This is a genomic window from Paenibacillus sp. NPDC056722, assembly GCF_042790635.1.
Lineage (GTDB): Bacteria > Bacillota > Bacilli > Paenibacillales > Paenibacillaceae > Paenibacillus_AQ > Paenibacillus_AQ agri.
In genome coordinates, this window is the sequence record NZ_JBHTYV010000001.1 from 969752 (window position 1) to 981327 (window position 11576).

The 11576-nt window shown below is 47.9% G+C and carries 13 protein-coding genes; 1 reads left to right on the forward strand and 12 read right to left on the reverse strand.

Annotation, left to right across the window (positions count from 1 at the left end):
- Positions 1-104: 104 nt before the first annotated feature.
- Positions 105-974 (forward strand): YitT family protein, encoded by an 870-nt coding sequence (locus ACFRAM_RS04510; protein WP_379464707.1) that lies wholly within the window; start codon positions 105-107, stop codon positions 972-974.
- A 1448-nt stretch (positions 975-2422) separates the two neighbouring features.
- Here ACFRAM_RS04510 and ACFRAM_RS04515 read toward each other — a convergent pair.
- The 12 genes from ACFRAM_RS04515 to ACFRAM_RS04570 all read right to left on the reverse strand — a co-directional run.
- A complete protein-coding gene (locus ACFRAM_RS04515) occupies positions 2423-3322 on the reverse strand; it encodes a sporulation protein YpjB (RefSeq protein ID WP_379464708.1) in 900 nt (299 codons plus the stop codon).
- 88 nt (positions 3323-3410) lie between these two features.
- Positions 3411-4028 (reverse strand): DUF1405 domain-containing protein, encoded by a 618-nt coding sequence (locus ACFRAM_RS04520; RefSeq protein ID WP_379464709.1) that lies wholly within the window; start codon positions 4026-4028, stop codon positions 3411-3413.
- Between the two features lie 184 nt (positions 4029-4212).
- Positions 4213-5085, reverse strand: a complete 873-nt coding sequence (locus ACFRAM_RS04525; RefSeq protein ID WP_379464710.1) for a menaquinol-cytochrome c reductase cytochrome b/c subunit — start codon at positions 5083-5085, stop codon at positions 4213-4215.
- Between the two features lie 67 nt (positions 5086-5152).
- Positions 5153-5824 (reverse strand): menaquinol-cytochrome c reductase cytochrome b subunit, encoded by a 672-nt coding sequence (gene qcrB, locus ACFRAM_RS04530; RefSeq protein WP_038594453.1) that lies wholly within the window; start codon positions 5822-5824, stop codon positions 5153-5155.
- Positions 5825-5830: 6 nt separating this feature from the next.
- The gene (locus ACFRAM_RS04535; RefSeq protein WP_175373677.1) at positions 5831-6385 is read right to left on the reverse strand and encodes a Rieske (2Fe-2S) protein; all 555 of its coding nucleotides are present in this window, start codon (positions 6383-6385) and stop codon (positions 5831-5833) included.
- Positions 6386-6668: 283 nt separating this feature from the next.
- A complete protein-coding gene (locus tag ACFRAM_RS04540) occupies positions 6669-7088 on the reverse strand; it encodes a DUF2487 family protein (RefSeq protein WP_379464711.1) in 420 nt (139 codons plus the stop codon).
- A 242-nt stretch (positions 7089-7330) separates the two neighbouring features.
- Entirely contained in the window at positions 7331-7510 is a 180-nt protein-coding gene (locus ACFRAM_RS04545) for an IDEAL domain-containing protein (RefSeq protein WP_066363216.1), read from the reverse strand.
- Positions 7511-7758: 248 nt separating this feature from the next.
- Positions 7759-8847: a hypothetical protein gene (locus ACFRAM_RS04550; RefSeq protein WP_379464712.1), complete on the reverse strand. Its 1089-nt coding sequence runs from the start codon at positions 8845-8847 to the stop codon at positions 7759-7761.
- Between the two features lie 89 nt (positions 8848-8936).
- Complete coding sequence (locus ACFRAM_RS04555) at positions 8937-9524, reverse strand: histidine phosphatase family protein (protein WP_379464713.1); 588 nt, start codon at positions 9522-9524, stop codon at positions 8937-8939.
- A 140-nt stretch (positions 9525-9664) separates the two neighbouring features.
- Positions 9665-10258, reverse strand: coding sequence for an anti-sigma factor family protein (locus tag ACFRAM_RS04560; protein ID WP_379464714.1), 594 nt, complete (start codon positions 10256-10258; stop codon positions 9665-9667).
- A 5-nt stretch (positions 10259-10263) separates the two neighbouring features.
- Positions 10264-10854, reverse strand: coding sequence for an RNA polymerase sigma factor (locus ACFRAM_RS04565; RefSeq protein WP_066363226.1), 591 nt, complete (start codon positions 10852-10854; stop codon positions 10264-10266).
- Positions 10855-11276: 422 nt separating this feature from the next.
- Positions 11277-11576: hypothetical protein (locus tag ACFRAM_RS04570; RefSeq protein ID WP_379464715.1), on the reverse strand; the 300-nt coding region annotated here is incomplete at its 5' end.

Consider the following 11576-nt stretch of genomic DNA (forward strand, 5'->3'; position numbering starts at 1 on the left):
AAATCTTTTTTAAGGAATTTTAAGTATCAGATAAAAAAGGCATACTTATTGTAGACAAGTAAAAGTCCAGAAAAATGCCCTATAGAGGCCTAACGAGGGATTATATGAATTCATCCAAATTGTTTGCGATTACAAAAACAGTAGCGCCAATCATGCTGGGAAGCGCCATCTATGCCTTCGGACTGCTGTATTTTATCATTCCGAACCAACTGATGGAGGGCGGTGTTACAGGGATAACCATCCTGCTAAACTACGCGTTCCACATTCCGATCTTTCTGACTACACTACTAATTAATCTGCCGCTCTTTTTAATGGGCTGGAAGGTACTCGGCGGGCGCCAGATCGTCTATACCGGAGTCGGTATTGGTTCTCTGACTATATTCCTATGGTTGTTCGAAAAAATGATCGATCTGGGCTGGATCAACCCGTTTAGCACAGAGCATGATTTTATTCTCGCTTCATTATATGCAGGGGTGACCCTCGGCCTTGGCCTGGGTATCGTATTCCGCTTCGGAGGGACCACCGGCGGCGTCGATATTGTTGCACGGATCATCGGACGCAAATTCGGCTGGAGCATGGGACAGGTTATCCTTACCACTGATGTCATCATTATTGGTGCTTCTCTGTTATACATTTCGCGGGAAAAGATTCTGTATACCCTCGTGGCTGTATTCATTTCCTCCCGGGTCATTGATTTCATACAGGAAGGCGCCTATGCCGCCAAAGCCTTTACCATCATCAGCGACGAGGCCCCAAAGATCGCCGATCTCATTAGCGAGGAGCTGGAGCGCGGGGTAACCTTGATACCCGCCATCGGCGCTTATTCCAAACAGGCCAAATACATGGTGTACTGCGTGGTATCCCGCCAAGAGATCCGCAGGCTCAGTCAATTAGTCAAATCCGTTGATCCCCGCGCCTTTGTCATTATCAACGATGTCCATGATGTGCAGGGTGAAGGGTTCCGGGAGACGTAGTTAGCTGATGTTGATTGATATTACTGATATAGATTGACGTTAATCAATATTGATTGGTGTGGACTGATGATAATTGAAATTGTTGATCCGGATTTTTAGTATTGTTCTATTACATAAATTGGACTGTACTAATAGTAGTCGCATGATAAAAACATATAAAAAGTCGCGGTTCGGTTGCGAGAAGCAATCAAATCAGCGGCTTTTTTAGTTGAAAAGTTAGCGTACTATCTGCAACATATACACCACAGCTCCAACATCAACACCGACGTTTCTGAGTGAACACAAAACCACTCTCACTTTGCAGCAATCTTTTTAAACCAATAAAGGACTGGCTTCTAATCCCTAACCTTTAACCTCTAACCTCTAACCTCTAACCTCTAAACTCTAACCTCTAACCCCTAAACTCTAACCCTAACCCTAACCCTAACCCTAACCACTAACCTCTAACTCCTAACCCCTAACTCCTAACTCCTAACCCCTAACCCCTAACCTCTAACCCCTAACCTCTAAACTCTAACTTCTAACTTCTAACTTCTAACTTCTAACTTCTAACTTCTAACTTCTAACTTCTAACTTCTAACTTCTAACTTCTAACTTCTAACTCCTAAACTCTAACTTCTAACTCTTCAACCTTCACCCTTTACTCTTTAATTTTCGACTTCTAACTTCTAGCACATACTCTCCAGCCATTCTCAAATACACATGTTCTTATCCATAATCCAGCCATTCCGCAGTGCCGAAAGCATCTGCTATCGGAAATAAGTGCAATATTGCACCTTAATTTTCTCTCCAACTTATCATTCCAGTGATTAAGTGCATTTCTGTACCTTAATTACCTCGAGATTGGCTGTTACAGGCTTTATCGCAATATTTAACATACATTTTTGCCACTAAATGCCTCTAAAACTATATTTCCAACAAATTAAGGTACAAAATTGCACTTAGTTCTCAAATTGCCCCCACAGCTCAGTCTAGTCAAGATTGCACTTAGTTTCTTCAGCAGCTCCACTGCCCGCGTACAAGCAGGGTCGTACCTAGTTTCCTATCCGCTCCAGCCCGTCCAGAAACGACTCACCTTAGAAAAGAAACCCGTCCAACCCCTTCCTCACTCTAGTAATCAACACAAAAAGAGACCGGCGTGCCTCGCCGATCCCCTTCATTCCCCTGGTTCAATTCCACCACTGAACCTTGTCGAAGGACTACCCGCCCCTTTTGGGGTCACAGTGTATCAATTTCCAATCTTCAGGTTGTCCCTCTCTAAATCGACTTCCAGCTCTCATGGAATGCCCTTTTACTGACTTCCATCCCTTACATTGTCGCTCTATATAGCTTCCAACCCTCACATTGTCGCTCTACATGAGCCCCGGTTCTCACATGGTCACCCTGTATCGACTCCCGATCCTCAGGACCACCTCTCTACATCGGCTTCCAGTCCTCATGCCGCCGCTCTAAACCGGCTTCCATTCCTCGTTCTGGCCGCGGTATTTGCGGTAAGCGACGTAGACAAGGGCGGCAATAATAAATCCGGCTGCCAGCAGTCCCCAGGCCCCGTATTCCTTCGGCGCCAGCGGGAGCGATAGGGCGGGCTCATCCTTTTCTTTGCCAAACATCACCCGGACCGCCTCGTGGCCGTATGAGATGATCTCCATAAGCCGGGCACGTTCCGGCTTTTGGCTCTGGGACGGCACACCAGCTGCGTAAGACAGCCAGGAATCTAAGGCATTCACGACCTCAGGCTGACGCGAGATCAGCACCGCCGGACGGATATTGTCATACCTGCCCTGCAGCCGCTCCAGCGCCGTTTTCCACGCTGTCAAATCACTAGCAGAGGCACTCTGCTCCATCGCGTTCAGGTCCTCACGCAGCAGCTTGTAGTAATGGAGCCACATCGGCTGGCGTGGATGATTCAGGCTGTTAGCCGCCAGCCTCAGTCTCGCGGCAGCAGACTCCCAGCGTTCAGGGGAGATTTTCACCCCGGCAATGGCAGACTTCAGGTCTATAATTACAGCCGACAGTGCATTGATGCCTTCCACCGAGGTCAGCCCTTCAAAGGAAGAGGACACAAAAATCCGCGAGATTTCCTCGGTCAGCTGCCGGACCTTGGCAACATTACCATCCACCACATAGCCATACAGCGCTTCCGCTGCCTGTTCCAGCTGCTGTGCATCATTCCTTGCTCCAAGCACAGCCGAACCGTCATCAGTCGTCTCTGGAACTTTCTGCACTGTACCGCTACCCGAATGATCCGCTCCGGTACCAAAGGCTGCGGCTCCCGTCGCTCCATACAGCCCGGCCACCAGCCAGCAGAGTATCAGGCCAATCAACAAACTATACCTTCTGCGCGGCATGAGACATCCCTCCTACCCTAAATGTATGGCAGCAGGACAAGGGATAGAACAGATGCAATGAAGGAAATGACGCCTCGTTAGAGCTCCCTCAGAGTCTGTTTTTCCTACCATGAAACACCCAGGCGGCAGCTGTACTAAAGATCGTGAGCGCGAAGGTAAAATACATCACCTGCTGCACATGATCTGTAAGCACCGATGGCAACCAAGGGAAAACGCCATAGGAATAATCTACTGTATCGTTGAACAATGTGTAGATTAAGGCCAAGGGTAGCATTTTTCGATACGAGAAGAATCTCGCATATAACAATGCCTCCACAGCCATCCCTGTATGAGAAATGACTAACATCCAATCCTGCCAGGTCAGGGCATCCCCAAGATAGCCCCCGGCAAAAATAACGCTGACCGCCCAGATCCCATATTTCACGGAAGTGACTACCGCAAGCGCTTCAATAATTCCGCGAACAATATTCCCGTTTAGGCTTTTCGGCGGAAACAACAGCAGCAGGAGTGCTATGGTAAAGAAGAGGCTAGCCGTTGGGCTGTCAGGCACCATTGGGAGCAGCCAAAGCGGATAGTGATCCGCTGTGTATGCGAGCTGGTTGCCGTACCACATATACCCATAAATCGTACCGAGTAGGTTCACAATGAATAAGAGCCAAAGAATTCCCCGGTGTTTAAACAGTTTCTCAACCCAATGTTGCGACATTCTGACTATTAACCTCCCGATGACACTTTATGCAAGACCAAGCAGAAACGGCTTTGCCATCCTCTAATGGACGGTACCCGTTCAGCAAGAAATATAAGGCTGATTTATAACTTAAAACATATAAATCCTTATATTCATGCAAAAACCTGACCGCATGCACGATCAGGTTTGCGTTAACTCTATTTTACTGTTGACTTTTTTGTTTCGCAAGCCATCCGGCCAGATCGTCAATATCCTTATCTGACAGGCCTGCACCCGTTGCAGCCTCCAGCATAGATGGCATCTGTCCCTGGCCGTCTTTAATGATTTTAAGAATCGCTTCCTTGTCGTGAGTGTCCCCCACCCCGCGTAGAGAAGGGCCTGCTGCCCCCTTCAAATCGGTAGCATGACAGGAGATACAGGTCGCCTGCTTGAAAAGCGCCATGGCCGGGTCATCCTTGTCCACAATTGCAATCTCCTTAGCCTTGACTGCACTGGACGTAGGCAAGCCCTTGGCCCGGTTCTCCGCCGCTTTTTCCTCACGCTGAACATCTTCCGGGATTTGACCCGTTTCCGCCATCTCATGCTTGTATTCCGTCCAGGCGGTGTTTGTCAGGTAGACTATGGCCGCAAGGGACAGGAACATCAACGAAGAGGCGATCGGACGACGATAGAAGCGGCGCTCTCGGCCTGTATCCAGGAATGGAGCCAGAAGCAGCGAGCCGAACGCTACGCCCGTAACACCCAGGGTACCGAGAACGATGTAATCCCCCGATGCATAAGGCAATTTCAAGTACTGATAAAGAAAAAGGAAGTACCAGTCAGGGATGGGAATGACTGTCGCGCTTGCATTTGCAGGAAAGCCCAGCGGCGCTGGCTCGGAAATGGTTAGCACTAGAATACCGACCAGAACTACCACGCCGACCATCCACTCTTTTAATAGAAAGTTAGGGATAAAAGCTTCCGATTTACCGGGATAAGCTGTATAGTCAGGCGGCGTAATGAATCCGCTTCCCCTCCGTACACGGGAATCACCGACATACACGACCTTTTCTTTGGAGTTATCTCCGTGTGCCATCTGTACTCCTCCTTATAAGTGTTGCCCCGCATCACCAGCACCGTTAAGCCACGATCCAGTACTTGTCTTATAGCGGACCGGAGATACCCTGTCTGCGGATCATGATAAAGTGTCCTACAAGCAGAATAAGCAATACCGCCGGAAGGAAGAATACATGCAGTGCAAAGAAGCGGGTCAGCGTTTCCGCGCCGACGATCGTACCTCCCTGCATCAATTCCTTAAGCACAGGTCCCATCACTGGAACCGAGTTGGCAATCTCCAGCGTAACCTTGGTGGCGAAATACGCTTTGTTGTCCCAAGGCAGCAAATAACCAGTCAAACCCAGACCTAACATGACAAAGAAGATCAGCATGCCCACGATCCAGTTCATTTCCCGCGGTGCTTTGTAAGAGCCGGTAAAGAATACACGCATCGTATGAAGGAACATCATAACGATAACGAGACTTGCGCCCCAGTGGTGCATCCCGCGTACAATTTGTCCGAATGCAACCTTTGTCTGTAAGTATTCCACACTGGCATAAGCATTAATGATATCGGGTACGTAGTACATGGTGAGGAACATCCCAGAGAGAATTTGAATCACCGTGATGAAGAACGTAAGTCCGCCAAAACAGTATACGAATGCCGAGAAATGATGCGCCGGATTGACGTGTTCGGGAACTTCATGGTCAGCCACATCTCTCCAGATCGGCGTAATATCCAAACGTTCATCAATCCAGTTATAGACATTTTTAAACATCGGAATCTACGCCTCCTTGTTAGCTACGGTATTCGGTATAATGTCTCCGAGATACACCCAGCCGTTATCAATTTTCGTCTTGTATTGATCCAGAGGTTTCGGTGCCACCGCCAGATTCTTGCCCAGCTTGGTATAACGAGCACCGTGACAAGGGCAATGATATTCATCCGGGTGCGTCTTGTTATTGTTCCAGCCAATCGTACATCCCAGATGTTTACAAATTGGTGAAAGCGCATAAATTTCTCCGCTCTCATCTTTACGGATCCAGGCCGTCAGCGTAGCTGTACTGGCATACCATCCGTCTTGCTGCTGAAGCTCAAATGTAAATTCCTGTGGTTCATCGGTAATTTTTCCGGTTTCCACAACTTTGATGAACTCCCCTGCGCCTTTCTTATGTAGTATCGGGTCCGCAGCAAAGCGGATCATGGGGAGAATCGCACCCACTCCCATAAAAGCAGTGGCACCGCCGAGCGTGTACGTTAAAAATTGCCTGCGTGACATCTCTTTACGGCTGGGTGGTTGGTCGGGCCAGGTCTCCTGTTGCTCATTATAGCTGCTCATATTGCAATATAACCCCCTCTTTCAATATATAAGAAAATGTATATCGCCGTAAGATTAAGAGGCTGGACCGAATATGGGTGCCCATTTGGAAATAAAAGCGCTTCAGTTATTTTGTTTCTTTATTGCTAAATCCGATTTCAATGAATAAGATCACATGTCACATAAGTTCAACCTAATCATAGCCCAGGCTCCAAAACCCGTCAAGAATATTGTCTATTTTGTGACAAGCCGAAAAGGGCATAAATTCATAAATTGTTGATTTTTCGTCACATTTAACCCTCTTTTATTTCTGCCACATTTCCTGAATTCTGTCCCCCACGATGGTATTTAGACGTCCCCCTTTAGGCACTTCAATATTAGGCAGGGCCAGCACTAAATCGCTTTCAATAATCTCATGCCCAGACAGGTTCACATCCACAGTCAGCACTACTGCATACTGGAAGCCACTGGATTTGACTTTATGACAAAGCTCATTAATTAATCCCTTATATCCGGCCCCCATGTACTGCAAAGCGGGATAGGTCACAATTCGGCCACGAAATGGAATCTCAACTATGTCCATAAAATCACGCAGTCTTTCAAGCGCGGCAGCTGTCTCAACAGGGCTCTCTGTACCCTGCAAACCCGTGAAAGGAATCAGACAAGTATCATAGAATTTCCCATTCTCTTTCCAGGCTGCGGGATCAAAATCACTAAATTTCATCTCGTTCCTCTCCTTTGTTGATAATATAGAGCCAAGTCAGAAATATACAGGTCCTATTATAGTGAACGCGCGAGATGATCGTCTACCTTTGAATCCGTAAAAGTCACTTCAACATAAATATCAGGACATCCGGCCTATTTAAGCACCTTATGTCCTGATATCCCAAAACAGCCCCACTACGTGAGGCTGATGCCTTGATTTTTTCTCAGGTACTTTGCGGGTCCTGAAAATGTATAAGATCCTTAAGCCAGGTTTTTCAGCTCTGCGGTCAGATTCCGGAAAGCAGTCTCGTCCCCCGCAGCCAGCGCCGTGTCGATCTCCCGGTACAAGATGTCGGTACGCCGCTTTCGCAGCGCTTCGTCCCACACCATTTCTGCTGCAAGTCCAAGCATCACTTCATAGGTAGCCTTCATTTTGTCCATTCGATACACCTCCGCTGTTTAAGAGATTCCGTGTTTTCGGGCCTTCTTTTGTTTTCGGTTACATTGAAGCCGGCTCCTACTAAATCATATTCACCAATTCCAGCTCCGTTCAACATTATGGCTTCCACATCGATGAATGTGTCTGTGCCTACCCCCGGCTATGCTTCTTCTGCAAAGAGAAGAATTCAGGAAGCTGCGGTATGTAGGTTCGTCTACCATTCAGATCTTTTTAATGACCTTCTGTTCTTCTACTGAAAAAGCTTCTTTGGCGCCGCAGCCTGGGTTCCCCATGATGTCATCATGACGGCAGGCCCTTCCGAGCTCTCACCTAGCCTCAGCATTCCCAGATGTACCATCATCCGCAAAACCCGCCCTTCCATAATGGAAGTAGCATCATCATAATAAAACGGCTTGACTAGCCAGCCTACTCCCCTGACCAGTGATGGAACACTGACCCACCGGTCTGCACTTGTACTGATCCAGTACACCAGTGAGGGTAGATTGGGTATGGCACCTTTATACAGTCTTAACCAAAAGGAGAATAACTGCATCAGGTCTTTACATTTTCCAGCTTCCAGCACTGCCACTCCTGCCGCAGTCAATCTTAGTCGGAAGCCTGCCTCAGAGATCCAGTGACGATGACGGGCATAATCATATAGCAGGGCCAACCTGGGCGGATAATGTTCGCCGGCCCTTCCGTATCCGAACCTCCACCCCCCCTTGCTAAGCAGCGGCTCCGGGATATGAAGAGCTTTCATCAGCCCCTGCTGGTAACGCTTGTAAAGCGCTCCTTCTTGATTTAGCTCCGGCTCGTTCTCCCCAATATACCGCAGGATTAGCAACAAGTCACTCTCCAGCATATCACCTTCGCTCCGGTACCCTTCAGGCTCTGGACTTCCGTCAACCTTCTCCAGAATGTGCCGGCCCAGGGCTTCCCGAAAACGTGCCTTCAAGTCGCCCGGCATCTGGTATAAATACCGTGTCTGTTGTGAAGCGCCGTTAAAGAGCCAGCCTCCGTTTTTGAAGCGTGATACCAGTTCCCGATAGTTCCCTTGCTTATCTGGAGCAGCATCAAAGGTTGCCTGCCTCGCTGCCGCCAACAGATCCTCAAGACTGAAGTGGCTGCGTCCATCGAACAGAAGTGTGTTCAAGAAACGTAATTCTTCCGGACTGCTCCCCTGGATATAAGACTCCAGAAAATCCCGGCTTCCCAGCGTAACCAAGATGCTTTGGATCAAATCATGCTTGGAATTCTGCTTGCATTGGCACTGGTAGCGTCCCGCAATGGCGGTTAGCTGACCAATATCTGCGTAAGTGAGCATATCCGCCAGATTCATGTTTTATCGCCTCACCGTTTTACTACCATTATGGGATTTAATGCCCTTTTTATTCCTTTTCACGCAAAAAAATAACCCGAATGGTCGGGTTAACGCTGGTTCTGCAGGATATGACGTGAACAATTGTATAACAGCGGGTTCCATTCCTGCCCTTTTTTCTCGAGAATAGTCAGTGACAGGTTACCGATCCGCTCCACATATTTATCCTTATATAAAGCAATATACAGTTGGGCCAAGAACCCACCGTGCGAGATGACCAGGATATTCTTGTCCGAATATCGGGCGGAGATGTCCTCCATGAAGTCAAGTGCTCGTGCCTGCAGCTGCGCATCCTTCTCCTGTCCGAGCTCAAGCGTGTTCCATTCCTTGCCCCATCTCTCTTCACGCTCTGCCGAGGTCAGTCCTTCCACTTGGCCGTAGGCCCGTTCCCGGATTCGTCCATCTGCTTCGAGCAGTGGAATGCCCAGCTTCTCGGCAACAATACTTCCGGTCTCTGCCGCTCGGGACAGACTGCTAGTAATGCAATAATCCCAGCGGTAAGGCTCCTGCAATAGTCTTTCTCCTAACATGACTGCCTGCATTTTCCCCTCGTCGTTCAGCGGAATATCACTCTGCCCCTGTATCCTACCAGCCGCATTCCAATCTGTCAGCCCGTGCCGCACTAAGCCCAGCAGCATCCGAATCACCCTTCCTTATAGTATTGCTTCTTAATGTAACACGGATACAAGCAAAAGTCTTCTTTTTAAGAGAGCAGGTGCAATTATGAAATACGTTGTAAATAACAAAAAGATCCTCTTTACAGGTGTAAAGGGATCTCTCATTGTCTACGATAACGGTTCAAGCGGGTCAACGAGAATACCGACAGCCCTACCCCAAGCATGGACAGCATCATCCAATATTGCGGGTGTGTAGGTCCCATACTCACTACAAAAGGCTCAATGATTCCGCCTTCCGAGGTCATTCCAGGATAAGTTGACTGCCAATCCAGAGAAACGCCAGCAATGCCGGTCTCCACAATGCCACTCTGCGCCGACATAGTATTACTAGGTGTCTTAAACAACGTAAAGTAAAGGAAGCTACAAATGAACACCGCCAAAAAACAGGCAATCCAAAGGCTGATCCGATGGCGAAAAATCATGGAATTCCCTGCTGATCTGCCGTCACCCGGCATAAGCCAAGGACTTTCCAGGTAAATCCGCTCCATAACTTTTGCATTTACTGCTTCTGCGCGTTCGTCGCTAATTTCCTCTTGCAACTCAAAAACCAACTGACTACTCTCCTGCCACAACGCCCATTCGGCCGCGCAGTAAGGACAACTCTCGATATGCTTCTCAAGCAATTTGCGCTGGGGGTCGTTGCGGGGAGCGTCCCATAAAGCGGGGATACTTTCTTGCGCTTCCCTGCAGTCCATTGACCTTACATCCTCTCAACCTGCTCCTCATCATAGGCAGGCTCATAGAAATAGGATTCGAGTTGGAGCTTCACACTGCTCCTGGCACGGAACAATAATGATTTCACGGAGCTGACACTCTGATCGAGAATCACGGCAATTTCCTGATAATCCATCTGGTCGTATTCACGCAGAATCAGCGCCGACCGCTGCTTCTCAGGAAGATTGTTAATGGCTTCACGAACTAGGTTCATCCGTTCTTTGCGAAGTGCAGCCTGCTCCGGGGCTACCTCCAGTGGTGCTACAGGTGTATATCCACTCTCTTCGAGGGATACGTTACCGGCACGGTTCTTACGAAGTTCACTAAGCACCGTATTACGAGCGATCGTATATAGCCAGGTCGAAAAAGATGCATCTACTTCCCGGAAGGAATGTAGACTACGGAACGCCTTGTAAAAGGTCTCCGAGCAGAGATCCTCTGCGATGAGCTCCATATGGGAATTCTTCAGCATATGGTACACAAACGCCAAAATCTTGCGCTGATAACGCCGCATCAATTCCGAATATAATTCTGTATTTCCTTGCTTGATTTGCTGGATCAACTGGGAATCCGTCATGGTGAGTTTCGGCCTCCTCGCCTTCCACGTCTTTCCCGTCCCGAGCATTACATATTATTACCGGGCAGGGCTTGAAAAGTTGCGGTAGTACTGAAAAAAATGAATTGCCTGACGAACAACACTTCTATGTATATTCACATACCCAAATATTAAGGCATGTATCTATTGCAGCACAGTAAAAAAAATCCCGGCTACCGGACACTGACGACATCACGAAACTAGCAATCTCTAAAAATACTTTCCTATTGTACCACACATCTACACAGGATTACATTAATAGACTTGGCCTCGGGAGAAACGTGTCATTCTCTCCTCCCAAAATGCAAATAACAAAGATAAAAGATTAGTTTATTGAGAAAAAGATAAAACACTGGTCCGAAGCTTATGGCGATGGACAACAATAATATCCAGCAGTGAGCAAATTATTCAAATAAAGTATTGACAGAATGTAAACGGATACAATATACTGTAACTACAGTATGGTTTCTCTCCACTCCTATCCAAAACTGCACGGTTCCAAATTTTTTTGTGAACTGTAACCGCTTATAATGTAAGCGGTCTTTTTTTTGTCTATTTTTAGTAAGGATTGGAATTAGTGCGGTTTGGGTTTGGGTTTGGGTTTGGGTTTGGGTTTGGGTTTGGGTTTGGGTTTGGGTTTGGGTTTGGGTTTGGGTTTGGGTTTGCGCTTTGACTTGCGCTTGCCCATCCTTGCTCCAGAATGT

Coding starts and splice junctions, on each gene's coding strand:
- ACFRAM_RS04510 (WP_379464707.1), top strand. CDS start 105: ATGAATTCATCCAAATTGTTTGCGATTACAAAAACAGTAGCGCCAATC.
- ACFRAM_RS04515 (WP_379464708.1), bottom strand. CDS start 3,322: ATGCCGCGCAGAAGGTATAGTTTGTTGATTGGCCTGATACTCTGCTGG.
- ACFRAM_RS04520 (WP_379464709.1), bottom strand. CDS start 4,028: ATGTCGCAACATTGGGTTGAGAAACTGTTTAAACACCGGGGAATTCTT.
- ACFRAM_RS04525 (WP_379464710.1), bottom strand. CDS start 5,085: ATGGCACACGGAGATAACTCCAAAGAAAAGGTCGTGTATGTCGGTGAT.
- qcrB (WP_038594453.1), bottom strand. CDS start 5,824: ATGTTTAAAAATGTCTATAACTGGATTGATGAACGTTTGGATATTACG.
- ACFRAM_RS04535 (WP_175373677.1), bottom strand. CDS start 6,385: ATGAGCAGCTATAATGAGCAACAGGAGACCTGGCCCGACCAACCACCC.
- ACFRAM_RS04540 (WP_379464711.1), bottom strand. CDS start 7,088: ATGAAATTTAGTGATTTTGATCCCGCAGCCTGGAAAGAGAATGGGAAA.
- ACFRAM_RS04545 (WP_066363216.1), bottom strand. CDS start 7,510: ATGGACAAAATGAAGGCTACCTATGAAGTGATGCTTGGACTTGCAGCA.
- ACFRAM_RS04550 (WP_379464712.1), bottom strand. CDS start 8,847: ATGAATCTGGCGGATATGCTCACTTACGCAGATATTGGTCAGCTAACC.
- ACFRAM_RS04555 (WP_379464713.1), bottom strand. CDS start 9,524: ATGCTGCTGGGCTTAGTGCGGCACGGGCTGACAGATTGGAATGCGGCT.
- ACFRAM_RS04560 (WP_379464714.1), bottom strand. CDS start 10,258: ATGGACTGCAGGGAAGCGCAAGAAAGTATCCCCGCTTTATGGGACGCT.
- ACFRAM_RS04565 (WP_066363226.1), bottom strand. CDS start 10,854: ATGACGGATTCCCAGTTGATCCAGCAAATCAAGCAAGGAAATACAGAA.